This is a genomic window from Arthrobacter sp. efr-133-R2A-63, assembly GCF_030209795.1.
Lineage (GTDB): Bacteria > Actinomycetota > Actinomycetes > Actinomycetales > Micrococcaceae > Arthrobacter > Arthrobacter bambusae_A.
This window is the reverse complement of record NZ_JARVRG010000037.1, coordinates 34323-58170: the sequence shown is the minus strand read 5'-3', so window position 1 is coordinate 58170 and position 23848 is coordinate 34323. Positions and strand designations below refer to the sequence as shown.

Annotated in this window: 27 protein-coding genes; 16 read left to right on the top strand and 11 right to left on the bottom strand. The window is 63.9% G+C overall.

Annotated elements, in window-relative coordinates; all coding sequences use genetic code 11:
* The first annotated feature begins 31 nt into the window (after positions 1 to 31).
* Positions 32 to 1372: an MFS transporter gene (locus QRN45_RS19300; protein WP_241709747.1), complete on the top strand. Its 1341-nt coding sequence runs from the start codon at positions 32 to 34 to the stop codon at positions 1370 to 1372.
* A 57-nt stretch (positions 1373 to 1429) separates the two neighbouring features.
* Positions 1430 to 2179: an SDR family oxidoreductase gene (locus QRN45_RS19295; protein ID WP_078107213.1), complete on the top strand. Its 750-nt coding sequence runs from the start codon at positions 1430 to 1432 to the stop codon at positions 2177 to 2179.
* Positions 2180 to 2219: 40 nt separating this feature from the next.
* Here the strand turns inward: QRN45_RS19295 and QRN45_RS19290 are convergent, their stop codons facing one another.
* The gene (locus QRN45_RS19290; protein WP_078107214.1) at positions 2220 to 2654 is read right to left on the bottom strand and encodes an acyl-CoA thioesterase; all 435 of its coding nucleotides are present in this window, start codon (positions 2652 to 2654) and stop codon (positions 2220 to 2222) included.
* A 226-nt stretch (positions 2655 to 2880) separates the two neighbouring features.
* Here QRN45_RS19290 and QRN45_RS19285 point away from each other — a divergent pair, with 226 nt between their 5' ends.
* Positions 2881 to 3774 (top strand): cytochrome c oxidase assembly protein, encoded by an 894-nt coding sequence (locus QRN45_RS19285; protein ID WP_241709746.1) that lies wholly within the window; start codon positions 2881 to 2883, stop codon positions 3772 to 3774.
* A gap of 47 nt (positions 3775 to 3821) precedes the next feature.
* On the opposite strand, the gene QRN45_RS19280 is transcribed toward QRN45_RS19285, so the two are convergent.
* From QRN45_RS19280 to purB, 3 genes are all read right to left on the bottom strand, one after another.
* On the bottom strand, positions 3822 to 4325 hold the full coding sequence (locus tag QRN45_RS19280; RefSeq protein WP_241709745.1) for a GNAT family N-acetyltransferase: 504 nt from the start codon (positions 4323 to 4325) through the stop codon (positions 3822 to 3824).
* Positions 4326 to 4448: 123 nt separating this feature from the next.
* Positions 4449 to 5108: a histidine phosphatase family protein gene (locus QRN45_RS19275; RefSeq protein WP_241709744.1), complete on the bottom strand. Its 660-nt coding sequence runs from the start codon at positions 5106 to 5108 to the stop codon at positions 4449 to 4451.
* Between the two features lie 50 nt (positions 5109 to 5158).
* Positions 5159 to 6601, bottom strand: coding sequence for an adenylosuccinate lyase (purB, locus tag QRN45_RS19270; protein ID WP_241709743.1), 1443 nt, complete (start codon positions 6599 to 6601; stop codon positions 5159 to 5161).
* Between the two features lie 192 nt (positions 6602 to 6793).
* Here purB and QRN45_RS19265 point away from each other — a divergent pair, with 192 nt between their 5' ends.
* The gene (locus QRN45_RS19265; protein ID WP_241709742.1) at positions 6794 to 7102 is read left to right on the top strand and encodes a hypothetical protein; all 309 of its coding nucleotides are present in this window, start codon (positions 6794 to 6796) and stop codon (positions 7100 to 7102) included.
* The gene (locus tag QRN45_RS19260; RefSeq protein ID WP_241709741.1) at positions 7102 to 8472 is read left to right on the top strand and encodes a hypothetical protein; all 1371 of its coding nucleotides are present in this window, start codon (positions 7102 to 7104) and stop codon (positions 8470 to 8472) included. Before QRN45_RS19265 ends, QRN45_RS19260 begins: the two co-directional genes overlap by 1 nt.
* A gap of 32 nt (positions 8473 to 8504) precedes the next feature.
* Here QRN45_RS19260 and QRN45_RS19255 read toward each other — a convergent pair whose 3' ends face one another.
* Positions 8505 to 8933 (bottom strand): phage holin family protein, encoded by a 429-nt coding sequence (locus QRN45_RS19255; RefSeq protein WP_241709740.1) that lies wholly within the window; start codon positions 8931 to 8933, stop codon positions 8505 to 8507.
* Between the two features lie 90 nt (positions 8934 to 9023).
* Here QRN45_RS19255 and QRN45_RS19250 point away from each other — a divergent pair, with 90 nt between their 5' ends.
* The 5 genes from QRN45_RS19250 to QRN45_RS19230 all read left to right on the top strand — a co-directional run bounded on the left by QRN45_RS19250 (position 9024) and on the right by QRN45_RS19230 (position 14708).
* Positions 9024 to 10142, top strand: a complete 1119-nt coding sequence (locus QRN45_RS19250) for a histidinol-phosphate transaminase (RefSeq protein ID WP_241709739.1) — start codon at positions 9024 to 9026, stop codon at positions 10140 to 10142.
* A 144-nt stretch (positions 10143 to 10286) separates the two neighbouring features.
* The gene (gene pdhA, locus QRN45_RS19245) at positions 10287 to 11495 is read left to right on the top strand and encodes a pyruvate dehydrogenase (acetyl-transferring) E1 component subunit alpha (protein ID WP_241709738.1); all 1209 of its coding nucleotides are present in this window, start codon (positions 10287 to 10289) and stop codon (positions 11493 to 11495) included.
* Positions 11495 to 12475 (top strand): alpha-ketoacid dehydrogenase subunit beta, encoded by a 981-nt coding sequence (locus QRN45_RS19240; RefSeq protein WP_241709737.1) that lies wholly within the window; start codon positions 11495 to 11497, stop codon positions 12473 to 12475. Before pdhA ends, QRN45_RS19240 begins: the two co-directional genes overlap by 1 nt.
* 57 nt (positions 12476 to 12532) lie before the next feature.
* Positions 12533 to 14080, top strand: a complete 1548-nt coding sequence (locus QRN45_RS19235; protein WP_284764319.1) for a dihydrolipoamide acetyltransferase family protein — start codon at positions 12533 to 12535, stop codon at positions 14078 to 14080.
* Between the two features lie 34 nt (positions 14081 to 14114).
* Positions 14115 to 14708, top strand: coding sequence for a phosphatase PAP2 family protein (locus QRN45_RS19230; protein ID WP_284764326.1), 594 nt, complete (start codon positions 14115 to 14117; stop codon positions 14706 to 14708).
* On the opposite strand, the gene QRN45_RS19225 is transcribed toward QRN45_RS19230, so the two are convergent.
* The 3 genes from QRN45_RS19225 to QRN45_RS19215 all read right to left on the bottom strand — a co-directional run bounded on the left by QRN45_RS19225 (position 14705) and on the right by QRN45_RS19215 (position 16909).
* The gene (locus tag QRN45_RS19225; protein WP_284764318.1) at positions 14705 to 15043 is read right to left on the bottom strand and encodes a hypothetical protein; all 339 of its coding nucleotides are present in this window, start codon (positions 15041 to 15043) and stop codon (positions 14705 to 14707) included. The two genes, QRN45_RS19230 and QRN45_RS19225, sit on opposite strands and share 4 nt — an antisense overlap.
* A gap of 133 nt (positions 15044 to 15176) precedes the next feature.
* The gene (locus QRN45_RS19220) at positions 15177 to 15605 is read right to left on the bottom strand and encodes a universal stress protein (protein ID WP_241709734.1); all 429 of its coding nucleotides are present in this window, start codon (positions 15603 to 15605) and stop codon (positions 15177 to 15179) included.
* Positions 15602 to 16909 carry an aminotransferase-like domain-containing protein gene (locus QRN45_RS19215; RefSeq protein ID WP_241709733.1) on the bottom strand — a complete coding sequence of 436 codons (1308 nt, stop codon included), beginning with the start codon at positions 16907 to 16909 and terminating at the stop codon, positions 15602 to 15604. The genes QRN45_RS19220 and QRN45_RS19215 overlap by 4 nt, the downstream gene beginning before the upstream one ends.
* A 114-nt stretch (positions 16910 to 17023) precedes the next feature.
* Between QRN45_RS19215 and QRN45_RS19210 the strand changes: the two genes are divergently transcribed.
* Complete coding sequence (locus QRN45_RS19210) at positions 17024 to 17851, top strand: isocitrate lyase/PEP mutase family protein (RefSeq protein ID WP_284764316.1); 828 nt, start codon at positions 17024 to 17026, stop codon at positions 17849 to 17851.
* Here QRN45_RS19210 and QRN45_RS19205 read toward each other — a convergent pair.
* From QRN45_RS19205 to QRN45_RS19195, 3 genes are all read right to left on the bottom strand, one after another.
* Positions 17840 to 18571: a GerMN domain-containing protein gene (locus tag QRN45_RS19205; RefSeq protein WP_284764315.1), complete on the bottom strand. Its 732-nt coding sequence runs from the start codon at positions 18569 to 18571 to the stop codon at positions 17840 to 17842. The two genes, QRN45_RS19210 and QRN45_RS19205, sit on opposite strands and share 12 nt — an antisense overlap.
* A 163-nt stretch (positions 18572 to 18734) precedes the next feature.
* Positions 18735 to 19133 (bottom strand): DUF1801 domain-containing protein, encoded by a 399-nt coding sequence (locus QRN45_RS19200; RefSeq protein WP_284764314.1) that lies wholly within the window; start codon positions 19131 to 19133, stop codon positions 18735 to 18737.
* A 78-nt stretch (positions 19134 to 19211) separates the two neighbouring features.
* The gene (locus tag QRN45_RS19195; RefSeq protein WP_078107237.1) at positions 19212 to 19775 is read right to left on the bottom strand and encodes an NAD(P)H-dependent oxidoreductase; all 564 of its coding nucleotides are present in this window, start codon (positions 19773 to 19775) and stop codon (positions 19212 to 19214) included.
* 123 nt (positions 19776 to 19898) lie between these two features.
* On the opposite strand from QRN45_RS19195, the gene QRN45_RS19190 reads away from it, so the two are divergent.
* The 5 genes from QRN45_RS19190 (at position 19899) to QRN45_RS19170 (ending at position 23847) form a co-directional block, all read left to right on the top strand.
* The gene (locus tag QRN45_RS19190; RefSeq protein WP_241709729.1) at positions 19899 to 20510 is read left to right on the top strand and encodes a TetR/AcrR family transcriptional regulator; all 612 of its coding nucleotides are present in this window, start codon (positions 19899 to 19901) and stop codon (positions 20508 to 20510) included.
* Between the two features lie 42 nt (positions 20511 to 20552).
* Positions 20553 to 21599 carry a Gfo/Idh/MocA family protein gene (locus QRN45_RS19185; protein WP_284764313.1) on the top strand — a complete coding sequence of 349 codons (1047 nt, stop codon included), beginning with the start codon at positions 20553 to 20555 and terminating at the stop codon, positions 21597 to 21599.
* Positions 21600 to 21735: 136 nt separating this feature from the next.
* Positions 21736 to 22407, top strand: a complete 672-nt coding sequence (locus tag QRN45_RS19180) for a hypothetical protein (RefSeq protein WP_284764312.1) — start codon at positions 21736 to 21738, stop codon at positions 22405 to 22407.
* Between the two features lie 133 nt (positions 22408 to 22540).
* Positions 22541 to 23092, top strand: a complete 552-nt coding sequence (locus tag QRN45_RS19175; RefSeq protein ID WP_241709781.1) for an RNA polymerase sigma factor — start codon at positions 22541 to 22543, stop codon at positions 23090 to 23092.
* A complete protein-coding gene (locus QRN45_RS19170) occupies positions 23089 to 23847 on the top strand; it encodes a hypothetical protein (protein WP_284764311.1) in 759 nt (252 codons plus the stop codon). The genes QRN45_RS19175 and QRN45_RS19170 overlap by 4 nt, the downstream gene beginning before the upstream one ends.
* The last annotated feature ends 1 nt before the right edge of the window (position 23848 follow it).

The window sequence follows — 23848 nt, the reverse complement described above, 5'->3', positions numbered from 1 at the left end:
TTGCTACGCTCAACATCAAGAAGGAAATGTCATGACCGCAAACACCAACGCTGCGCAAGTGCAGCATGAACGGCTCACAGGCCGTCAAACGCGCAAGGTTGTCACCGCAGGCTGCGTTGGCATCTTCGTGGAACTCTATGACAACGGCATCTTCGCCTTCATGGCCGGAACGCTTGCCTTGGTGTTCCTTGCCCCGGGCAACCCGGACAACGCCCTGTTGTTCGTGTTCGCCGGCTACGCAGTCTCGTTCTTCGTCCGGCCCCTTGGCGCAGTTGTTTGTGGCTACTTGGGTGACCGGATCGGCCGGCAAAAGCTACTGGTCTTCGTCATTCTGCTGATCAGCGTCGCCACCGCAGGTATCGGAATCCTGCCCACCTACGCGGCCATCGGCATCGCAGCTCCCATCCTGCTGGTCCTGCTGCGGCTCCTGCAAGGCTTCTCAGTCGGTGGCGAGGCCGCCGGCGCCATGACCTTCCTCGCTGAACACGCCCCCGAAGGCAAGCGCGGCATCATCACCTCCTACGCACAGATCGCGTCGTTCGCAGCACTGCTCACCGGCACCCTCGTGGCGTTCTCCATGTCTCCTTGGCTCACCCAGTCGGCGATCGACGGCGGTGGCTTCGGCTCCTTCGCATGGCGCATTCCGTTCCTGGTCGCCATTCCCATGGGCATCATCGGTTGGTACATCCGCAAGGCCATCGCGGACACCCCCAACTTCACAAAGCTCAAGGAAGAGGGCGGCCTGTCCAAGAACCCGCTCAAGGAAGCCTTCCAGTCCGCTGAGCACCGCCGGGCCATGGTTCTGGCCCTCTTCATCCCGCTCATGAACGGCTCCGGCTACTACGTCCTGTTCTCTTACATGCCCACGTTCCTCAAGGGCAAGCAGCTCAACTTCACCATCGGCGAGGCGCTGTTCATCACCGCCTGCAGCCTGGTTGTCATCTGCATCGCCATTCCTTTCATGGGCGCCCTCTCCGACCGCATCGGCCGCAAGAAGGTCATCGCCGGCTCCGCCATCGCCATGACCATCCTGGGCATCCCGTCCTACGCCCTCATCGCAACGGGCAACATGGGCCTGGCCATCCTTGGTGCCTCCATCATGGCCATCGTCTTCGCGGGCCACACGGCCGTCATCCACATCCTGATCGTTGAGCTGTTCCCCACCCGGGTTCGGTACTCCGCCTACGGCCTCGGCTACAACATTTCCTCCGCGCTCTTCGGTGGAACTGCTCCGTTGCTGATGACCTGGCTTATCAGCAGCACTGGCAACATCTACATGCCGGCCTTCTACGCGGTCATCACGGCCCTCGGCACGCTTGCAGCCGTGAGCACGGTCAAGGACCGGGCACACGAACCCCTGCGCGACGCTTAGTCGCCGCTGACCTCCGGGCACAGCTTGTGCCTTCCAGTCCCACCTTTTGGAGAACAGATGTCTTTTTCCGACTACAACACCGCCCTCGTCACCGGAGCGTCAACCGGTATGGGTGCCGCGATCACCGAGCGGCTGGCCAAGAGGGGCCTGACTGTTCACGCAGTTGCCCGCAACGAGGAACGCCTCAGCGAACTCGCCGATCGTACGGGTGCCATCCCGCACGTTGTGGACCTGACCGACACGGCGGCCCTGACCGCCGTCGTGAGCGAGCTGAAGGTCGATGTCCTGGTCAACTGCGCCGGAGTTTCCCGGCCCGGCAACCTCCTGGACTCGTCCGAACAGGACATCGACGAGCTCATTGACGTCAACCTTCGAGGCCTGCTCCAGCTCACGCGGCTGGTCCTGCCGGGCATGGTGGAGCGCGACCTTGGCCACATCATCAACATCAGCTCGATCGCAGGCGTCTACAACTTCTACGGCCACACGGTGTACCACGCCACGAAGGCCGCCGTGCACCAGATCTCCCGCCAGCTCCGGAACGACACCGTCGGCAAGCGCATCCGCGTGACGGAGATCTGCCCGGGCCGGGTGGAAACCGAGATCTTCGGCCGGAACATGGGCGGCACGCCCGAAGCCATGGAAGAAGCATGGAAGACGTACTACGAGGGCTACGAGTCGCTGACCACTGACGACATCGTCAACGCGCTCGACTACGCCATCGAAACCCCGCGCCACGTCAATGTGGGCATGCTGGAACTCATGCCGACGTTCCAGGTCCCGGGTGGCCTCACCTTCGACAGGCGCTGACCGCAACAAGCTGGCGGCCGCGAATCTCGCGGCCGCCAGCTCAGTCCTCTTGGAGCGCTTGCGTCAAGTGGTGCGTGGGGATGCGGTCGCGGTCGTAGGTGATTTCCGTGTAGCCGTGCGGTTCCGGCCGGCCGTCGTGCCCGAGGTTGACGAACACGATCTCCTCGATGGTCAGGATGCTGTCGCGGGTGATCATGTTGCGCACTTCCGCACGCATGGTCAGTGACGTCCGGCCGAAACGGACAGCCGTGAGGCCCATTTCCACCAGATCGCCTTGGACGGCCGAGCTGACGAAGTTGATTTCGGAGATGTACTTGGTGACGGCCCGACCGTTTCCAAGTTGGAGGATGGCGTAGATTGCCGCTTCCTCGTCGATCCATTTCAACAGGCTTCCACCGAACAGCGTGCCGTTGGCGTTGAGGTCCTCCGGACGTATCCACTTGCGGGTCCGGAACGTGATGTCAGCCTTTTCCATAATGCGAGATTAGCGGAGGCCAGGCGCCCGCGTCTCCTGCGGCGTGCCATGCTGGGCGGGACTCCGTAACATGGATACGGTGCACCCGGTTCAGGGCACAACACGAAACGCCGATTCGCGCACCATGCGGCACACCGGGAATGCGCTGGAGGAACACCATGAAGATCGACAAAACCCACCGTAGCGCCGGGCTGAGCGCCCCGCCTTCCGGCAGGGGCCGCTGACCATGCCACCGCTGGATGCCGTGCTGGGCGCGTGGTCAATGAACTGGCCCGCCCTGGTCATTCTTGTAGCCGCGGTCGCCCTGTATTTAAAGGGCCTGATGGGCGCCAAGCGCCGGGATATCCGCTGGCCCCTGTGGAACTCGTTTGCCTTCTTCGTCCTCGGCCTGGGCAGTTTCGCGGCACTGAGCTTCGGATTCCCGGGAACCTACAGCCACGATCTGCGGTGGGCCTTCACCCTCAAAGTGACGTCCTATCTCTTTGTGGTTCCGCTGTTGATCGGCCTGGGCAAGCCGCTAACACTTGCACGGCAGACCCTTGGCCCCGTGGGGGCGGCAAGGCTGGAAGCCGTCCTGCGGCACCGGCTTGTCCGCATGCTCAGCAACACGCTCGTGGCGGCGCTTCTGGGCCTCGCCATGTTCACGCTTTTCCTGACCCCGTTCTTCTACGTGCTCCGGACCAACCCCGCCGCCGACGTCATCCTGACCCTGCTGGTGCCCGTCATGGGACTCCTCATGACCGTGCCGATCATGGAAGACGGCGCAGGACGCACCGGATCGCTCATTGTGGTCGAATTCATTTTTGTATTCATTGAGCTGCTCGCCGACGCAGTGCCCGGGGTCCTGATGCGGCTCAGTCCGGGAATCCTCGACGGCGCCACGTCGGTTTTGGGCAATCAGCCAGCCTGGTTCCCCTCACCGTTGCGCGACCAGCAACTCGCCGGAGACTTGATGTGGTTCCTGGCTGAGACCGTGGATCTGCCCCTCATCATCCTGATGTTCGTCCGGTTCTCCCGGAGCGACAAACACGAGGCCAAGAGCTTCGACGACCTGAGCGATGAAGAAATCGAAGCCATGAATCGAGCTCACCTGGGACAGGGCGGACGCAGCCTGGATTGATCCGGTGACGGTTGCATCCAGAGGGCGGCCCGGTGCGGGCCTGTCCGCTAGGCCATCGCCGTGTGCGATGCGCTGTGCGAATCGATCGGCTTGGCGTAGCACTGCGAGTGGCTGACACCAATGTAGGGCCCGAAATTGGGTATGGCCGAGAAGCCGGCGCTCTCGTAGAAGCTGCGACCGTCCGATTGGGCCGACCCGGCTTCCGCAGTGATCACGCTGAAACCGTGGGCATGTGCCTGCGCCTCAAGCGCAGCGAGGATGGAACTGGCCACTCCTGAGCCCCGGGCGTACGGGACGACGTATAGCCGCTTGATTTCCGCGGTTTCGGCGTCCAGAATCCGGAGCCCTCCGCAGCCCAAAGGCTGGCCCGAGCACTTTTCGTACGCGACGACGAAGACCGCCGTGTCAGCTTCCGACGGCGCGGGCCCGGGCTCGTGGTCTGAATTGCCGAAACGTGCGTCCAATTCCGCTTGTTGCGCCGCGCGGAGATCTGCACCCACCGGATTGGCCCACGTGACCTGTCTGATGTTGAGCCGCGGATTGGTCTGCATCGGAACCTCTTTCGCCGGAGGGGGTTATGCAAATCAAGCCTAAGAAGCGGGGGTTACCGTGGTGTTTCCTCCGCGTAAGCGTCCGGAGAAATACCCGGTGTTGGGGTCGGCCCTAGGCAGCCGTCATTCGACGGCGTCGCCGGTCGGGTCCTCGACCGTCTGGTCGGCAAAGGCAAGCCCGCCGACCGGGCTTTGATCCCAGTGCAGCAGGCGCCAGCCGGTCTCCGGGTCGCCCTCGAGCACCACGATTCCGGTGTTCTGCAGCTGGTGGGTGGCGGCGAACTCGCGGCCGACATCCGCGGCACGGCGGCCTGCCCAGCAGCGGATCGCGGCACCATGGCTGACCACGACGGCGGTCTGGTCGCCTGCCGCTGCCACCTTGGCAATGGCGGCGTCGTAGCGGGCGAAGAACTCGTGTCCGTCACCGGCTCCCGGCATGCGGACATCCAGTTCACCGTCGGTCCAGGCGAAAACAGTGCTCATGTACCGGTGGTGCGATTCGTGGTCGGTGAGCTTCTCCAAAGCCCCGGCCTCAATCTCCTGCAGGCCGTGCAGTACGGTGGCCTCGAGCCCGAGGGCTTTTGCGAGCGGGGCGGCCGTCAGCTGGGTGCGGACCAGCGTGGATGCATAGATGGCCGTGATGTCCTCGTTCGCAAGTGACGCGGGGAGCGCGGCGGCCTGACGTTCGCCGAGATCAGTCAGTCCCGGACCGGGAAACGCCGTGTCCAACTGGCCCAGGACGTTTCCGGGGGTTTGCCCGTGACGGATAAGCAAGAGCCTCATGCTGACACAGTTCCTTACATCGATTCGGAAACGCAGGGTCCATGTTGCCTCTACTTCAGGTGGTCCACCAACTGATCCGCGATGCCGGTGTACTTGCCTGGAGTAAGTGCCAGGAGGCGTGCCTCGGCATCGGGAGACAGGCCCAGTCCCGAGACGAATTCCTGCATGCGGACGGCATCGACGCGCTGGCCGCGGGTGAGATCCTTGAGCCGCTCGTACGGGTTCTCCATGCCTTCGACGCCGGCGATGGCTTCGGCGCGCATGACCATCTGGATCGCTTCGCCCAGGACTTCCCAATTGGTGTCGAGATCGGCTGCCAATACCTCCTCGGCGACGTCAAGGGCCTTCAGCCCCTTGGCGACATTCGAGATTGCAAGGAGCGAGTGCCCGAATGCGACGCCGATGTTGCGCTGCGAGGAAGAGTCGGTGAGGTCCCGCTGCCAACGGGAGGTGACCAGCGTGGCGCCCAGCGTGTCCAGCAGTCCGTTGGAAATCTCCAGGTTGGCCTCGGCGTTTTCGAAGCGGATCGGGTTGACCTTGTGCGGCATGGTAGAGGAACCGGTGGCGCCGGCGACAGGGATCTGGCGGAAGTAGCCAATGGAGATGTAGCTCCAGATGTCCGTGCAGACGTTGTGCAGGATGCGGTTGAAGCGGGCGACGTCCGCGTAGAGTTCGGCCTGCCAGTCGTGGCTTTCGATCTGGGTGGTCAGCGGGTTCCACGTGAGTCCGAGGCCTTCGACGAAGGAACGGGATACGGCCTGCCAATCGGCGCCGGGAACGGAAGCGACGTGTGCGGCATACGTGCCGGTAGCGCCGTTGATCTTGCCCAAGTACTGGGTCTTGGAAACGCGGTCCAGCTGGCGGCTCAGGCGGTGCGTGATGACTGCCAATTCCTTGCCGAGGGTGGTGGGAGTTGCCGGCTGGCCGTGCGTGCGGGAAAGCATCGGGACGGCGCGGTTCTCCTCGGCCATCGCTTCGATCTGCTTCACCAAGGCCCTTGCGGCAGGGAGCCAGACATCTTCTACGGCACCCTTGACGCCCAAGGCGTATGAAAGGTTGTTGATGTCTTCCGACGTGCAGCCGAAGTGCACCATCGCGGTGAGGTTCTCGATGCCGATCGCGGGGAGGCGGCGACCGATGTAGTACTCAACGGCCTTGACGTCGTGGACCGTGACGGCTTCGATGTCAGCGAGTTCCGTGACCGAAGCGGCATCGAACTCGGTGACGATGGCGCGCAGCTTCTCCTGCTGTTCGGCGGTCAAGGGACCGGCGCCTGGAAGTACGTTGTTGCTGGTCAAGTGGATGAGCCACTCGACCTCGACGGCCACGCGGTCGCGGTTGAGCGCGGCCTCGGACAAGTAGTCGACCAAGGGAGCGACGGCGGACTGGTACCGGCCGTCCAGGGGGCCCAGTGCGATCGGCTCCGGCGACGCGGCGAGAGCAACGCGTCCAGAGGGCGTACGGGTAACAGCGGCGGCGACGGTTTCAGGCATGAGGCAATTCTTTCATGAACTCGGCTCACGCCATTAAGCCGGACTTCTCTATGTGCAAAACACTTTGACTTCCCCTTCACCCCGGCGTTTCCGGCAGGTTATCCACATAGCCGACAACATCGGTTCCGTGCCACCGGAGCGCAACGTAGCGTCAATGCCACAACATCAATGGACACAGAGGAGGGCAACATCTTGAGCGGCATTCTTATGGCGGCCGGGGGAACGGATCTGGATTCGCCGCAATGTATTTCACGAGGCGCGGAAATCCAGAAGCTCGGATGGCGGATGAGCGTTTGCGCGGACCAAGCCGACGCAGCCCTTGCAAGGCTGGCTCAGTTGCAACTCGAGCAATGGGAGTCGCCGGCCGGCCGCGCCTATCGGACCACGCTGGCATTACAGGCCGCATCCCTTCGAAGGGGGCGTGACGCCTTGCGCGAGGCCGCTGCGGTGACCCTCCGCCATTCCCGGAATGTGGCGTCGAAACTCCAGCCGGGCCTCTGATGGCCGAGGTTGCTCCCGTCGGCGCGGGCGGAACTCCCCAGCCTCGAACACCCGAGCCGGATGGCAGCTTGCGGATACGCGGCGGAGTGGGCGGAATCCGCTTCCAATTTGAAGAGCTGCTCGCCGGCGCAGCCGCGCTGGACGGGCTCGTGCTCCAACTGCAGGCGATTGAAGTGGAAGCTGAAGCGGTCAAAGTGGCCCTCTTCCCACACCAGGAATCGTCGTACGCGAGCGGGAGCAGCGCAATCATCGCGGTCGGGGAGAGTGGCCGGGAGATTGGGCGGGTCCGCGAACAGCTTCAGCGGATCGGCAAAGGTGTCAGGGCAAGCCACCGTGAATACGGGTTTGCTGAATCACACGCTGCGATCAGGCTGCGAATGGGCATGGGGGTGCCGATCCTCGGGACCGGCCTAAATGCCTTGGACCTTGGCCTGAGGGACGCAACAGAAGGAGCTGTCCGCGATCTGAGCCGGATATTGGAGCAGATGATGGGGCTACCCCCGGCAGCGGCCAACCTTGCAGGGGCGATCGTCGGGCCCACTGATGTCGGCGCCGTCTTGAGGGCAATCGCGGCGGCCCCCGCATTGTCTTTCCTCAGGCCTCGTCCCATTTCAGTCAGCCAGACAGAGACCACCACCAAGAGCGTGGACCTGTCCGCAGCAGGAATGCTCCGGGAACTGGATCACGTCAGTGCCACTTCAGAAGGCGAAATAGAAGTGGTGCGGATAGATAAGGGCGAAGGCAAGGCATGGGTGGTCTTGATTCCGGGCACCCAGCCGGGCAATCCGCCCGGAGGCAACAATCCATTGGACGAGGCCGGGATCGCAGAAGCGCTCGGCTACAACTCGGCGGAAACCAGCAAGGCCATCCGCCAGGCCTTGCTCGAGGCAGGAGCCGCAGCCGGCGAAACGGTGGTGGCAGTGGGCCACAGCCAAGGCGGAATCCATGCCATGAACCTGAGTCAGGACAAAGCCTTCCTCGCCGAGTTTGACCTCAAGTTCGTGGTGACCGCCGGATCACCCGTTGGCGGGATCACCCCTCAGGCCGGGATCGGGAGCCTGCACCTCGAGCACCAACAGGATTGGGTTCCCGGGGCGGACGGCAAAGCGAATCCGGATACCAAAGACCGGGTCACGGTGACCATGACCAATCCGGTGAGCCTGGCACCCGGCGAAGACCAGGGTATCGGCCCGGCGCACAAGCTCTCACGCTACGAGGAAGGGGCAAAACAGGTGCAGCTCAGTTCCGATCCGTCACTCGCGGCCTCCACCGCCACTCTGGGCGGGATACTTGGCGTTGGCGGAGTGGCCAAGGTGAGCCGGTTCAAGCTGAGCCGCGAAGCGACGACGGCCCCGCGGGGAGGGCGATGAGGAAGTGGCCGTGCTTGCTCGCCTCGGGCGCCTTACCGCCTGCTACCGCCCGGAATCCAACTGGCCACCATGGAGATCAGGCTGATGATGATCGCGGCGAGAACCGCTGTCCAGAAGAAACGGTCGATGGTCAGGTGTACCGGCGTGTAGCTGCTGAGCCACGCCGTCAGGGACAGCATGGCCGCGTTGATGACAATCGTGAAGAGCCCGAGGGTGAGGGTAGTGATCGGGAGGGAGAGCAGCCGGACCAAAGGCCGGACCAAGGCATTGACGATCCCGAAAATGAGCCCTATGAAGAGATAGGCAAGTACCACGCCCACGGTGTCGCCGCCCTGGGTGACCCCCGCGTTGCTTACGGCGTTGGTAGTTGCAGAGGTCGAGATATTGAACCCGGGCAGAATCCAGCTGGCAACCCAGAGGGCCAGCCCGTTGATCAGGACACGCACAATGAATGAACCCATACGCCCATGCTTTCACATGCGCCGGCCTTCGCATGCGCCGGCCGGAGAGCTTCCCAGCATGGCCCGGAGGCCTGCAAGTAGGCTGGTGCCATGAATTCTTCTGACAACGCACCGGAGGGCGTGCGTCCCCGCCCGGTTGTGGACAGGCTCCCCAAATATGCTGCAGGCAAGCCTCCCGTAGCGATCGATGGCCTGACCAGTTACAAACTGTCATCCAATGAAAACCCGCTACCCCCGATTCCCGCTGTGCTCGAGGCGATTGCTGACCAGTCGGACATCAACCGATACCCGGACCCGCTGTCCACCAAGCTGCGCACGGCGCTCGCCGACTTCCTGGGTGTCCCCGCTGACGACGTCGTCACAGGTGCCGGAAGCCTCGGAGCCCTGAACCAGATCCTTTCCACCTTTGCCGGGCAGAACCACGACGGCAAATCAGATGAGGTCATCTATGCGTGGCGCTCGTTCGAGGCCTACCCGATCAGCGTAGGGCTGGCAGGGGCTGAGAGCGTCCAGATTCCATTGCTTTCCGACGGCCGCCACGACCTCGAGGCCATGGCGGCCGCTGTCACCGTCCGTACCAAGGTGATTTTGCTCTGCACGCCGAACAACCCCACGGGTCCCATCCTCACCGCCGAGGAAACCGAACGGTTCATCCAGTCAGTGCCGGAGGGCGTCGTGGTTGTCATCGACGAGGCATATCAGGAGTTCGTCCGGAACGAGAACGCCGTGGACGGCATCAAGCTGTACCGCAAGTACCCCAACGTCGTGGTCCTCCGCACCTTCTCCAAGGCGCATGGCCTTGCGGGGCTGCGCGTTGGCTACAGCATTTCCGGCCCGGATCTCACCCAGTACCTGCGCGTCACGGCAACGCCGTTTGCCGTCTCGCAGATCGCCGAACGCGCCGCCATTACTTCGTTGGAGTATTTCGACCAAGTTGTTGAAAGGGTACAAAGCCTGGTCGATGAGCGGGACCGGGTGACCGCAGGACTCCGGGAGCTGGGATGGTTCGTGCCCGAGGCTCAAGGGAACTTCGTGTGGCTGAACCTTGGAGAGAATAGTGCCGAATTTGCCGGACTGGCAGGCGAACGGGCATTGTCCGTGCGGGCCTTCGGCAACGAGGGCGTCCGGGTCAGCATCGGAGAAGTCGAGGCCAATACCCGATTCCTGGAACTCTGTGCGTCCTATACAAAAGCGCCGCAGCCTTCCTAGCGGTTAACAAATGCCCCTGCGTCCCTTACTGCGGATAAAGTAAGGGACGAAAGCCAAGATATGCCGATTCCGGAATGCATTCCGGAATCGGCATATATCAGCGAATATTGCTCAGCATCGGGCTGCGGCAGGCAAGGAGACGGAATGGGCGCAACTCAATTGCCCACCCCCGGGATCAACGGAACGGGACTCGATCGGCAGTCTCCCGTGGGAGGCGCTTCAAGCGATCCCGCTGCCGAGATGATCCAGCTGCTCGGGCCGGACGGCAAGCTAGGTACGGATCCGGTCTTCTCGGACTACGCCAAGCGCCTTGATCCTGAGCAACTCCGGGGCTTCTACGCCGACATGGCCAAGGTGCGCCGCTTCGACCAGGAGGCCACGGCCCTCCAGCGTCAAGGTGAGTTGGCCCTTTGGGTTCCCCTGACGGGCCAGGAAGCCGCCCAGATCGGATCCGGACGCGCCACTCAGCGGCAGGACTACATCTTCCCCACCTACCGGGAACATGGCGTTGCACTGACCCGGGATGTGGATCTGGCGGAGCTCCTGAAGCTGTTCCGCGGAATTTCGAATGGTGGCTGGGATCCCACCGAGAACAACTTCCACCTCTATACCCTCGTGCTTGCGGCGCAGACCCTGCATTCCGTTGGGTACGCCATGGGAATCCAGCGCGACCAGAAACTCGCGGAAGCCAATGGTTCCAACGAGCCGAAGGCTGCCGTTGTGGCCTACTTCGGCGACGGCGCCAGTTCCGAGGGCGACGTCCATGAATCCATGGTCTTCGCGGCGTCCTACAACGCTCCCGTGGTGTTCTTCTGCCAGAACAACCACTGGGCCATCTCAGTCCCCACCGAGGTCCAGACAAAGGTCCCCCTGTTCAACCGGGCCAAGGGATACGGCTTCCCGGGCATCCGAGTGGACGGCAACGACGTCATCGCAGTCCACGCAGTCACGGAGTGGGCGCTTGAACACGCCCGCGAAGGCCGCGGTCCGGTGCTCATTGAGGCCTATACGTACCGTGTTGGCGCGCACACCACGGCGGACGACCCCACGAAGTACCGCGAATCCGCCGAAGAAACCGCCTGGCGGGGCAAGGATCCTTTGGATCGCCTGGAGAAATACCTTCGCAACGAGGGCCTGGCCGACGAAGCTTTCTTTGAGCAAGTCAGGGCTGACGGCGATGAACTCGCTGCTCATGTCCGTAGCACCACCCAAAATCTCCAGGGCCCCCACTTCCGCGAGTCATTCGCCGGGGTCTATGCCGAGCCGCACCCCCTGGTAGCCGAGGAACTTGCTTGGTTCGAGGAATACTCCGCCGGATTCGAAGGCGACGAGGAAGAAGGGGCGGGCAACTGATGACCACCATGACCATTGCCAAGGCCATCAATGAAGGCCTGCGCGCGTCGCTCACCAATAACCCGAAGTCCTTGCTCATGGGCGAAGACATCGGGCCGCTGGGTGGCGTCTATCGCGTGACCGACGGACTGATCAAGGAGTTCGGCGCGGACCGGGTTGTGGATACTCCGCTCGCCGAGTCCGGCATCGTCGGCACGGCCATCGGCCTGGCCTTGCGCGGCTACCGTCCCGTTTGCGAAATCCAGTTCGATGGCTTTGTGTTCCCGGGCTTCAACCAGATCACCACGCAACTGGCCAAGATGCACTCGCGCAGCGGCGGCAAGCTGACTGTTCCCGTGGTCATCCGCATTCCCTACGGTGGCGGGATCGGCTCGATCGAGCATCACTCGGAATCGCCGGAAGCGCTGTTCGCCCACACTGCCGGCCTCCGCATCATCACTCCGTCCAATGCCCACGACGCCTTCTGGATGATCCAGCAGGCCGTTGATTGCACGGACCCGGTCATCTTCTTCGAGCCCAAGCGCCGCTACTGGCTCAAGGGCGAGGTGGACACCGAAAACCCGGGACCGGCGTCGGACCCGTTCAAGGCGCACGTCCTCCGCGAAGGTTCCGACGCAACGATCGTTGCTTACGGGCCGCTGGTACCGGTGGCGCTGGCCGCCGCGGCGGCCGCGGAAGAGGACGGGCGCAGCATCGAGGTGATCGACCTACGCTCAATTTCCCCCATCGACTTCGACACCGTCACCGCTTCGGTCAAGAAGACCGGCCGTCTGATCGTCGCGCACGAAGCCCCGACGTTCGGGGGAATCGGTGGCGAGATCGCCGCGAGGATCAGTGAGCGCGCCTTCCTGCACCTGGAGGCTCCGGTGATCCGCGTGGGCGGTTTCCACATGCCGTATCCCGTGGCGAAGGTGGAAGAGGACTACTTGCCGGACATCGACAAGATCCTCGAAGCCCTGGACCGTTCCCTGGCCTACTAGCCGCCCCTGATTGCACCCGCCCCAACGCGGACGGGCCAGCCGAGATCGAGGACCTAAGTGACTGTTAAGAAATTCAACCTGCCGGATGTCGGCGAAGGCCTGACCGAGGCAGAAATCGTCTCCTGGAAGGTCAAGCCCGGCGACACCGTTGCCATCAACGACGTCATCTGCGAGATCGAGACGGCCAAGTCCCTCGTGGAATTGCCGTCCCCGTATGCCGGCACCGTGGCGGAATTGCTCGTTGCCGAAGGCATCACGGTTGAAGTGGGAACGGCGATTATCGGCATTTCGGACAATGCGCCGGGCGAGACAGCGTCCACGTCAGCCCTTGCTGCGCCGCTCGCCGAACAGCCTGCGGCTCCTAGCGCGGCCGTACCGGCCCCAACCGCCGCGCCTGCGGCGGAACAGGTCTTCGAAGCCTCGATGTACGGCAAGTTGCCCGCCGACGCAGGAACGTCCGACGCCGGAACGTCCGACGGCGGTCCCGCTGGCGGTCCGCTGGTTGGCTCCGGTCCGAAGGCCGACGCCGTCAAGCGCCGCCCGCGCAAGCGCCCGGAAGGCGCTACCGCCGTCCCTGCGGCCGCGGCGAACACGGCACCCGCCGCCGTCGAACGTGTCGCCGTTGAGCCCGCAGTCGAACCCACTGCTCCGGCAAACCAGACACCGGGTCTCGCCGGCCTCGGCGCCACGGTCAGCGGCATCGTCAACCGGGTGTTGGCCAAGCCTCCAGTGCGCAAGATCGCCCGCGACCTGGGGATTGACCTGGCCGACGTCGTTCCCACGGGAGCCCGTGGCGAGGTGACCCGCGAGGACTTGGTCAGCTACCAGTCGCAGCGCGATGCCGAGGTGGACCAAGCGGACAAGTTCTGGGGTGCATCCAAGAAGCCGCAGGATCAGCGGGTGGAACGGATTCCCGTCAAGGGCGTCCGCAAGGCCACCGCCAAGGCCATGGTCGAGTCGGCCTTCACGGCACCGCACGTGAGCATCTTCGTTGACGTCGATGCCAGCCGCACGATGGAATTCGTCAAGCGGCTCAAAGCCTCCAGGGACTTTGAAGGCATCAAGGTATCCCCGCTGCTGATTCTCTCCAAGGCCGTGATTTGGGCTGCGGCGCGCAATCCGAGTGTCAACGCGACCTGGGTGGACAATGCCGACGGCAACGGAAATGCAGAGATCCTCGTCAAGCACTACATGAACCTCGGCATTGCCGCGGCAACCCCGCGCGGGCTCATGGTTCCGAACATCAAGGATGCCCAGGACCTTTCCCTCAAGGAGCTGGCGCTCGCGCTCAATGAGCTAGCCAGCACGGCACGGGCGGGCAGGACCCAGCCTTCGCAAATGCAGGGGGGCTCGCTGACCATCACGAACATCGGCGCCCTGGGCATCGACACTGGAACGCCCATCATCAACCCCGGTGAGGTGGCAATCGTCGCGTTCGGCACCATCAAGCAAAAGCCTTGGGTGCTCGACGGCGAGGTCATCCCCCGCTGGATCACAACGCTCGGCGGTTCGTTCGATCACAGGGTTGTGGACGGGGACCTCTCTGCCCGTTTCATGGCTGACGTCGCGTCAATCCTCGAAGAGCCGGCGCTGCTGCTTGACTGAGCAAATCGGTATCAAGGACGGGCGGATCGGCATCATGGGAGAGCGGCGCCGGGTTGCCCGGACCCTGACGGAAGTCTTCCAGCCGCCCGCCGTCGTATCCGTCCTGCTGCTTATCAGCCCTGCGGTGCAACCGGGTTTCCCGGGGACAATATGGTTCGGCGTCCTGGGTGCGTTCTTTGTGTGCGTGCTGCCGTTTGCCTACGTCTTGATCATGGTGAGGCTCGGAAAACTCAGCGACCACCACGTCAGCGATCGCACGGAACGTGCGCCCTTGCTGATGCTTGCGCTCGTGTCCGTGGTTGTGGGGTTGTTGGTCCTCAATCTCATCAACGCTCCAACGAGCGTCTCAGAGATGATCCTTGCACTGATTGGCGGCATCGCTGTGTTGGCCGCCGTCAGCCTCGTGTGGAAAATAAGCGGCCATGCCTCGGCAATTTCCGCGGCCGCAGTGATTGCGGCTCTCATGTTCGGTCCGGCGTGGTTGCCGCTGTTGCTTCTGGTCCCGGCCGTCGGCTGGTCCCGCGTCGTCCTACGGGCACATACTCCCGCCCAGGTCATCGCCGGATCGTTGTTCGGCGGCGTGGTCATCGCGGGACTTTGGTGGGCCCTGCGCGGATGGCTTGGCTAGTAGGACGTGTAGCTGAGCGCGAGGTCGTGCAGTTGCTGGTCGTTCATGCTGCCGATCATTCCAAACGACAACACCATGGCCAGGGCTCCGACTGCGAGCATGGCGGAGGCGACCACAAACAACAATTTCCAGTCGGAGCGAAGGATGCTGCGGAAGGTCTCCGGCATCTGGAGCAGCGGGGAAATCAAGTTCGGGGCACTGTCTACCGAGCCGTCGTCGAGAAGTGCCACGACGCGGTCATTTGTCCGGTCGAAGCGCATGGAACTGATGTGGTTGCCGTGGCGCGCGAGCAGAATGTCGTGTCCGACGCGTTGGCGCGGCTGCAGACTAAGCAAAAGGGATCCCCTACGGGTTGTTGTGATGGGCGGCTCGCACCCTTGGGGGCCACTTCAATTTTACCGGCGGCATCATAGCCGCCCGGCCTAAATCGGGGTGAGACCGCCCACCACAACGCGTGATCCTGACGACTTACGGTTCGTCCGTCTTGGCGATGTAGACGTCGCACGGCGCGTTGTGCGCCACCGTGTTGGCAACGCTGCCGAGGACCCTGGCCAGTCCCTGCATGCGGCGGTTTCCTACCACGATCACTTGGGCACCCACACGTTCTGCTTCCTTGACGAGGGCCTCTCCGGCTTTGCCGAAGACGGCTCCGTAGCTGGTGGTCAGCTGGTCGGAGGCGAGTTCGGCAGCCACCTTGGCGGCTACCTTTTCCGCAGCGTCGGCGTCGGAGAGGATCCATTTGTCGCCGCCGCTTTCGACGACCTCCACGTGGGCGCCTTCAAAAGCAGTGATGACGCGCAGTTCCGCGCCCAGTGCGGTTGCCAAATTCTTTGCCGAATCGGCTGCCCGCCTTGCTGTTGCGCTACCGTCGACTCCGACGAGGACTATTCCGCTCATATATCTGCTCCTTTGCTGATGACATCGATGGCTTCTTGCAAAACCGGCGCCAATCGGCGGACGCCTTCGGCGATGGACTCCGGTGGCACTGCGCTGAAAGCCAACCTCAGTTTGTTGGATGGTTGGTCGGAGTGCGTGAACGCCGCGCCGGGGATGAACACGACCCCTGCCTCGATCGCCTTCTTGAGCAGCGGATACGTGTCCACGCCATCGGGCAGGGTCACCCAGACGAAGAAGCCACCCTCGGGCCTGGTCCAGCTAAGGCCGGAAGGCATGTGCTCTTCCAGCGCCACCAACAGGGCATTGCAGCGTTCCTCGTACAGGGCCCGATAGGTGTCAATCTGCCCGCGCCAGTCGTAGTCGCGGAGATATGCCGAGATGATCATCTGGTTCAGGGTGGGAGGGCACAACGTCACGGCTTCCGACGCCAGGTAGAAACGCCGCTGCAAGTGCTCGGGTACCAAGGCCCATCCGATACGCAGTCCCGGGGCAAAGATCTTCGAGAACGAGCCCATGTAGATGACGTCGTGTTCATTCGCGGCCCGCATTGGCTCCAGCGGCTTGCCGTCGAAGCGCAAGAGACCGTAGGGGTTGTCCTCGAGCACCAGGATATTCGCATTGCGGCATATATCGACGATGCGCTGACGCCTCGCCGGAGCAAGCGTGATGCCGGAGGGGTTGTTGAAGTTGGGGATCGTGTACAGGAACTTGATGGTTTTGCCCTGGGCCTGAAGGGCCGCGATCTTGGCTTCGAGGAGTTCCGGAACCAGTCCGTCGTCGTCCATGTCCACTGTCTCAACCTGGACCTGGTACGCCTCGAAGGTGTTCAGCGCGCCCACGTAGGTGGGGTTTTCCACGAGGACGACGTCGCCCGGATTGCAGAAGACCTTCGTAGCCACGTCCTGTGCCGACTGGGAACCGGCGGTGATGATCACGTTCTCCGGCCGGGCGTCCAAGATGCCCTCGGCGGCCATGATTTCGCAAATCTGCGTGCGTAGTTCCTCGGTGCCTTGTCCGCCGCCATACTGAAGCGCCGTCATACCGTCTTCCGCAATGATGCGGGCGGCGGTTTGGCCGAGCTTCTCGAGGGGGAGGGACTGCAGATAGGGGTTTCCGCCAGCGAGGGACACGAGTCCCGGCCGCATTGAGATGTCGAAGACGTCACGCACGGCGGACTGCTTGATGTTGGCGGCGCGCTCCGAGAAAAGATCCTCGTGGCGGTGGGCGGCAGTTGCTGCTCGCTCTATTGCGTCGATTGCTTCCGCGGGCAACTCGGGCCCGGCATCCAATGTTTCGTGGGTCACAGTGAAAGGATACTCCCCGGAGTTGCCAAATGAGCAACGGATGTTTCATCTCGATTTTGCGATTCCCGGTGCGAAGCGCTTTACGTCCGGACGCAGGAAGGCTGGAATAGAGCCATGACGACGCATCCCGAACTCGAATCCAAGGCGCTCCGCTTCCACGAGCTGCACGCCGTGCCACATGCGCCGTTGGTGCTGGTGAATGCGTGGGATGCGGCATCTGCGCTGATGGTTGAGGAAGCGGGAGCGGCGGCGGTGGCCACCTCCAGCTCGGCCGTCTCCTGGAGCTTGGGGTACCGGGACGGCGACCACCTTCCACGGCAACTCGCGATGGATGCGCTGTCGCGAATCGCCCGGGCCACCCGCTTGCCTGTGACCGCGGATATCGAGACTGGCTACGGGCGTACTGACGAGGAACTCCAGGCCACGGTTCGAGCGGTGCTGGACGCGGGCGCCGTCGGGATCAATATCGCGGACTCGGCGGACGAACCGCTGAGCGAGATCGCCGAACAGTCCAGGCGCATCGCGCTGATCAGGCAGACCGCCGAGGATGCGGGTGTCGGGCTGTTCATCAACGCGCGCACGGACACATATTGGTCCGGAAAGTTTCCGGATAGCGCATATGAGGAAACGCTACGTCGCGCGGATGCCTATCAGCGAGCAGGGGCGGACGGAATATTCGTGCCCGGGCTGGCGGATCTCCATATTCTTCACGAACTTTCCCGGCGGATCAGCGTGCCGCTCAATGCGCTGGCAGGCTTGGGTTCGCCGTCGCCCGGAGAATTGCACGACGTCGGTGTGCGGCGAATCAGCATTGGCGGCAGCACTGCCAGGGCCGCGTACGCGAAGGTCTCGAGGCTTGCCCGGGAGGTCCTTGGGGACGGAAACTGGTCGGGCCTCGCCGGCACCCGGAGCTACGCCGACATGGATGCGCTATTCGAGTGATTGGCCGCCTGGGCGCAAACTCAGGACGTCCGCGAGGGTGTTCCCGTCAATGTAGATGGCGGCCTGGGATGCTCCCGTGGCCGCCACTGCGGTCTGCGCGAGTTGGGTTTCGATCCGCGTTTGCTCGCACAAGCCTTCGGGGCGAAGCGACCCACTCAGGTTCACGACGGCGGTGGTGCCGTCGAGGTAGCCCGAAACGTAGTGCAGCGCGGTGCCCGAGAGTGCGTTGTACAAACCTGCCCGGGACGCGGTGTCGTCGGGCGCCAGAAGTTGCCCCATGGCCACGGCGAGCGGGTCGCTGCCGGAAGGGGAGGTGACTTGGATGGCCACGAGGCTGTCGTCGCAGCCGAACCGCGCACCGTGGTTGCCGCCGTCGCCGATAGCCACGAAAAACACGGTGGTTCCGGTCGATTCGCCGACGCTTGGGAGGGGCGCGGGAACCGGCCCTGTTGCCGGTTCCTGCGGGCTCGCCTTGGTTGGCAGCGACGCCGCGGGTGGCGGGTTGAAATACGGGGGAGGGGCGGGGAGGGGGGCGGGAACCGGGCCGATGACCGGTTTTTGCGTCCCGTGGGCGAAGCCGGGAGAGGCCGGTTGCGCGGAGCCTGACCCGACCGGAGTGCCGCCGTCGGGGGAAGCGCAGCCAGCCAGGCAGAGCGCGAGCGACAGGCACAGCGCGGCGATCGCCGTCGTCGTGCCTTTCGCGCCGCGCCTGACCCCCATGACAGCCCCGCTCCTGCCCTGATCACCTCTGGTGCCTGTAAGTCAACGTTACGGCTGGCCGCCCAGGCATGGGCCGCTCCGCCCATGACGGTTCGGCCTCAGCTCCGTCACGGAATGGTAGCGGCGCGGTGACGCTCTTGCTTTGGTGGCGAAGCCGTTCCGGCTAGTCCGTTCCCTTGATCTTTCTCCAGCCACCTGCGCGGTTGTTCGCCGCGATCTGCCGCAGCATGGTGATGAGGGGCGCGCGCGGAATCGGCTCGTGCCGGTGGAAGGTGATCATCCGGGCGGTCTTGTTGTCGTGTCCCGAGGTGATGATGTTGTCCGGGTCGGGGACGATTGCGCCGTCGTAGAGGAACAGGTTGACGTGGTCCTTGGCTGCCAGCAGCGCGCAAACGTTGCCGTCGAGGACGAAATAAGGCCGGCTGCGACGCTTGATCGTTTCGACGATGCCGGGCTCGGCTTCATGGATGAGGTCCCGTAGTTGCTCGGCAATGTCGCGTTGCCAATCCGGGAGGGCCTCAAGGTAGGCGTCGACCTCGGCATGGCGGTTGTAATCGGCCATGCCGACATCGTATCGACAAAGAATGCCCCCGCCCACGCATCAACGGCGGGACGGGGGCATTCTTGGGATACCGGAGGACTAGGCTGCTACTTCTTCCTGGACGGCGGTCAGCGGCTCGAAGATGGCCTTGATCTGCTCGACAACTTCGGCGTCGTCCTTCGGGTGCAGTTCAGCGAAGCGGATCATGGAGCCGGGAACGGCAAGCTTGACGTCTTCGAGGACCTTGGCGCCGGCGATGCCGGCTGCCTTGCGGGCCTCGTCCTGCGCCCAGACGCCGCCGAACTGGCCGAACGCGGTGCCGACGACGGCGGTGGGCTTGCCTGCCAGCGCACCGGCGCCGAACGGGCGGGACAGCCAGTCGATGGCGTTCTTGAGCGATGCCGGCATGGTGCCGTTGTGTTCCGGCGTGACCAAGAGGATCGCGTCAGCTTCGGCAGCCGCAGCGCGGAGGGCCGCGGCTTCGGCGGGAACCTGGCCTTCGACGTCGATGTCTTCATTGTAGAACGGGATGTTGCCGAGGGAGCCGTGGATCTGTACTTCGACGTTTTCGGGGGCGTTGAGCTGGATGGCTTCGGCGAGCTTGCGGTTATGGGAATCGGCGCGGAGGCTGCCAACAAGGGCGAGAACGGTGTTCTTGGACATGGGAACTCCTTGGGTCTGGCCGCGGACGGTGCCGCAGGCGCTCGGTTGTGGAGGCTTTTGCTGCCTTCGTAGATTCTAAACGGACTGCGGTCCGCTTAATATTCCCAAGGCTAGAATGTTTTTGTGAGCCTCATCCCCATCCGGCCCGGTTCGCCTTTCGGGACACAGCCGGAGCGCAGTGACGCCGCGCGTAACCGCGAACGGCTCCTTCGAGCTGCCAGGGACCTAGTGGCCGAACATGGAGTGGACGCCGTCACGATGGACATGCTCGCGTGCCGGGCCGACGTCGGGAAGGGAACGGTCTTCCGCCGTTTCGGCAGCCGCGCGGGACTCATGATGACCCTCCTGAGCGACGCCGAAGCGGAATTCCAGCGCGAGTTCATCTTCGGTCCACCGCCGCTCGGCCCCGGAGCGCCCCCATGTGAACGCCTCATTGCCTTCGGCGAAGCGCGCATCAAGTATGTCGAAGAATACGGAGAGCTGGCCCGTGCCGCGGCCGAGCATTCCCCGCAAAACCGGCACGACGCGCCGCCGGTCGTGTTGTGGCACCGGCACATCGAGATGCTGCTGAGGGAAGCGGGCCTGGACCGCGATCCTTGGCTTCTGGCTCTTTCGCTCGGCGCCACCCTCGATCCTGAGCGGATCCTCCACGCCCTCCGCGCGCATGGAGTCCCGGCGGAGCGACTGGCGGCATCGTGGCGGGAACTCGTCACGCGCCTGCTGAAAGACTGCTGACATAACCTTCGCCCGACTACCTTGGCCCGGTAGCGTAGCGGCATGACCCTCACACCGATCCGCACCGCCGTCGTCGGCTATGGCCTTTCCGGCAGCGTCTTCCACGCGCCGTTCATCGCGGCCAATCCCGCGTATTCGCTCGAGGTGATCGCGACTTCGGACGCGGGCCGCCAGGCCAAAGCCCAGGAGCGGCATCCCGGCACGAGGATCGTGAACGGCCCGGAGGACGTCTTGGCGCTCGCCGGCGAACTGGACCTCGTGGTGCTCGGCACTCCGCCCGCGACCCATCATCCGCTCGCGAAGGCCGCGCTGGAAGCCGGGCTCGACGTCGTCGTGGACAAGCCGTTTGCCGTGACCAGCACGCAAGGGCAGGAGCTGATCGAGCTGGCCGCGCGGCTGGGCCGCGTGCTTACTGTCTATCAAAACCGCCGCTGGGACGGCGACGCCCTCACCGTGAAGAAGCTGCTCGACGCCGGGACGCTGGGCGAGGTGATGCGCTGCGAAGCTTCGATGGAGCGTTGGGCGCCCGAAATCAGCAAGGCGTGGAAGGCTGGTGCCACAGCCGACGACGGTGGTGGGCTGCTCTTCGACCTCGGAACCCACCTGCTGGACCTGGCTGTGCAGATGTTCGGGCCTGCTGAAGTCATCCATGCCGAAATCCTGGCCCGAAGGCCTCAGGAAAAAGCCGATGACGACGTCTTCCTGGTCCTCAAGCATGCTTCCGGCGTGATCAGCCACGTCGCCATGAACGTCAACAGCCAGCTTCACGCTCCGCGCTTCCGCGTCCTGGGCAGCAAGGGCGGCTTCGTGAAGTTCGGGATCGATCCGCAGGAACCGTTCATCGTGTCGGGCGGCCGGCCCACGGACGGCGCCTACGGCGTCGACGATCCGCACCACTACGGAACCCTGGAAATCGACGGCGTGCGGAGCACGGTACCCACCGAGCGCGGCGCCTACCAGGAGTTCTACCGGATCCTTGGGGAGAAGATCGCCGACGGCGGTGCCGCCTCCGCCTTGCCGCTCCCCGTGGATCCGGCTGGCCCAGTCGAGGTACTCAAGCTGATTGAGCAGGCCAGGACACTGGCCTGAAAGTTTTTTTGAATCGGGCGTAACCTCGCCGGGACCGTCAGCGATGTAAGGGGAGTGTGGGCAACGTCCGCACTGATCATCCAGTAGCGACACGACCGCTGCCGGAGCAGTCCCAAAACGTTTGTCGGAGGGTTTCATGTCCTTGTTCACTGTCCTTGCCACCAGCAAAATCGCCGCCGGCGTCCTTGCCGCCGGAGCTGTAGCGGTTGGCGGAACCGGCGTCGCAGCCTTCAATGGAGCGCTTCCCAACGATATGCAGAAGAGCGCCCACGAGCTGCTCGGAGCCCCGGCTCCGACCGCGTCAAAAGCAGCCGATTCCGCAGAGTCCAAGACGGCCGACGCGTCACAGATGGCAACGTCCAAGGCCACTGACGCTGCTGCCGACGCCAAGTCCAAGGCCACGGACGCCGTCGATGACGCAAAGTCCAAGGCTGCCGCAGCAGCTGCGTCTGCCAAGGCCACCTCGCCGGACGCGTTCGGTCTTTGCACCGCTCTCCTCAACGGCGGCCTGAAGGCCGACACCAAGGTGCCTGGCTACTCGTCACTCGTCGTTGCAGCTGGCGGAGAGGCCAACGTCAACGCACACTGCGCCACTGTGGTGAGCGAAGGCAAGGCTGCCGGCTTGAAGGCTGACGGATCCGCTTCCGCCAAGGTCGACGCAAATGGAAACGCCGCATTGCCTGCTGTGCCTGCTGTTCCCGCAGTTCCGTCTGCACCGGCCGTCCCCGCTGTACCGGCCGTCCCGGCTGTGCCGTCCCACGTTCCGACCGCACCGGTGCACGTGCCGTCCGATTCTGTCAGCCCGTAACACTGCGGCTACGCTTGAACGGCGGGGCTCCTTGGCTAAATGACAAGGAGCCCCGCGACGCAACAGACTGTGGCGGTGGTCGTTTCCCAGGCCAGGGACGATGACCCCGCTGCGTGGGATGGAGGGGTCGCGGGTGCTTGACCCTTTGGCTGATGAATACTTGCAGGCGGATGAAGAAGATCCCGCACTGCTCTTCACGGCTGCCTACAACGAGTTTTCCGGACCGGTATTTGGATACCTGCGCGCCCGCGGCGTAGACGATCCGGAAGCAGTTACCCAGGACGTGTTCCTGGCTCTCTATCCCAAACTGGATTCCCTCCGAGGAGGACTCCAGGGGGCCAGGACCTTGCTCTTCTCCATAGCGCACGCGCGAATGGTGGATCACTACCGCAAGCGTGAACGCACACCTGATTCCGCCCCGTATGAAGCCGACCTGGATGCGCGAAGCGCGCCTTCGGCCGAGGACCAGGCATTCGGGCACGGGGAAGGCCTGGGAGTGACGGAGCTACTGGCCGACCTCAACCCCGACTACCGGGAGGTCCTTGCACTACGGGTCGTTGCCGACCTGTCGTTGGAAGAAACAGCGGCCATCATGGGCAAGTCCCAAGGAGCCGTGAAGCAGTTGCAGCGCAGGGCATTGAGTGCACTAAGAGAACGTGCGCTACTAAGGAATGGCACATCATGAGCGAAAAATCCGCATCCTTCGGGGAGCAAGGCGTTGACCGCCTGCTCGCTGAAGCCGGGCTCGACGAAGCATACGAGATCCGGACAGAGCTGCTGGAACTGCGCGCCCTGGCGAGCACCCGGCCGCAGCCATCGGCAGCTGTGCAAGCCTTGATGGCTCCCGGCCGCGTGGCGATCATGCCTGTCTCCGATGTCGGGGCGGCCGAGGCCGTTACCTCTGGAGAGACGGCTTCCGGCGCCGCGGCTGCTCCTGTAGATGAACTGGCCGCTCGTCGCCGCAAAAAGGGCCGTTTGACCTTCGCCGCCGTTGCCGTTGCGGCTTCCCTCGCCGCCGGGGCTACCGCCGCGGCTGCGTCCGAGGGCGGCATTCCAGGAACGATTGAACACTTGGGCGCCGTGGTGGGGTCGGTCGTCGCCCAGCTCACCCCTGGATCGGGCGGGAACGCTCCGCAACAGCAGGGAACGCGCCCGGAGCCAGGTCCCGTGCCTACCCGGGGGGCGGGCAATCCTGCGTCGCCTTCCCCGGAGTCGTCCAGCCCTGATGTACAAGGCAACAACACGCATCCATCGCCACGCGCGACTCCCAGCCATATCGCTTCAGGGTCCGACTCGGATCCGCGCAAGGGACTGCAAGACGTCGCCAAAGGCCGCTCCGGACCCATCACGATCCCGACGCCGGTGGTCCCATCGCCGACGCTGCCGTTGCCTCAGCCCGTTCCCTCCGAGATCCTCCCGGGCAACCCGGTCAAGCCGTAGC

Coding starts and splice junctions, on each gene's coding strand:
- QRN45_RS19300 (WP_241709747.1), top strand. CDS start 32: ATGACCGCAAACACCAACGCTGCGCAAGTGCAGCATGAACGGCTCACA.
- QRN45_RS19295 (WP_078107213.1), top strand. CDS start 1,430: ATGTCTTTTTCCGACTACAACACCGCCCTCGTCACCGGAGCGTCAACC.
- QRN45_RS19290 (WP_078107214.1), bottom strand. CDS start 2,654: ATGGAAAAGGCTGACATCACGTTCCGGACCCGCAAGTGGATACGTCCG.
- QRN45_RS19285 (WP_241709746.1), top strand. CDS start 2,881: ATGCCACCGCTGGATGCCGTGCTGGGCGCGTGGTCAATGAACTGGCCC.
- QRN45_RS19280 (WP_241709745.1), bottom strand. CDS start 4,325: ATGCAGACCAATCCGCGGCTCAACATCAGACAGGTCACGTGGGCCAAT.
- QRN45_RS19275 (WP_241709744.1), bottom strand. CDS start 5,108: ATGAGGCTCTTGCTTATCCGTCACGGGCAAACCCCCGGAAACGTCCTG.
- purB (WP_241709743.1), bottom strand. CDS start 6,601: ATGCCTGAAACCGTCGCCGCCGCTGTTACCCGTACGCCCTCTGGACGC.
- QRN45_RS19260 (WP_241709741.1), top strand. CDS start 7,102: ATGGCCGAGGTTGCTCCCGTCGGCGCGGGCGGAACTCCCCAGCCTCGA.
- QRN45_RS19255 (WP_241709740.1), bottom strand. CDS start 8,933: ATGGGTTCATTCATTGTGCGTGTCCTGATCAACGGGCTGGCCCTCTGG.
- QRN45_RS19250 (WP_241709739.1), top strand. CDS start 9,024: ATGAATTCTTCTGACAACGCACCGGAGGGCGTGCGTCCCCGCCCGGTT.
- pdhA (WP_241709738.1), top strand. CDS start 10,287: ATGGGCGCAACTCAATTGCCCACCCCCGGGATCAACGGAACGGGACTC.
- QRN45_RS19240 (WP_241709737.1), top strand. CDS start 11,495: ATGACCACCATGACCATTGCCAAGGCCATCAATGAAGGCCTGCGCGCG.
- QRN45_RS19230 (WP_284764326.1), top strand. CDS start 14,115: ATGGGAGAGCGGCGCCGGGTTGCCCGGACCCTGACGGAAGTCTTCCAG.
- QRN45_RS19220 (WP_241709734.1), bottom strand. CDS start 15,605: ATGAGCGGAATAGTCCTCGTCGGAGTCGACGGTAGCGCAACAGCAAGG.
- QRN45_RS19210 (WP_284764316.1), top strand. CDS start 17,024: ATGACGACGCATCCCGAACTCGAATCCAAGGCGCTCCGCTTCCACGAG.
- QRN45_RS19205 (WP_284764315.1), bottom strand. CDS start 18,571: ATGGGGGTCAGGCGCGGCGCGAAAGGCACGACGACGGCGATCGCCGCG.
- QRN45_RS19200 (WP_284764314.1), bottom strand. CDS start 19,133: ATGGCCGATTACAACCGCCATGCCGAGGTCGACGCCTACCTTGAGGCC.
- QRN45_RS19195 (WP_078107237.1), bottom strand. CDS start 19,775: ATGTCCAAGAACACCGTTCTCGCCCTTGTTGGCAGCCTCCGCGCCGAT.
- QRN45_RS19185 (WP_284764313.1), top strand. CDS start 20,553: ATGACCCTCACACCGATCCGCACCGCCGTCGTCGGCTATGGCCTTTCC.
- QRN45_RS19180 (WP_284764312.1), top strand. CDS start 21,736: ATGTCCTTGTTCACTGTCCTTGCCACCAGCAAAATCGCCGCCGGCGTC.
- QRN45_RS19170 (WP_284764311.1), top strand. CDS start 23,089: ATGAGCGAAAAATCCGCATCCTTCGGGGAGCAAGGCGTTGACCGCCTG.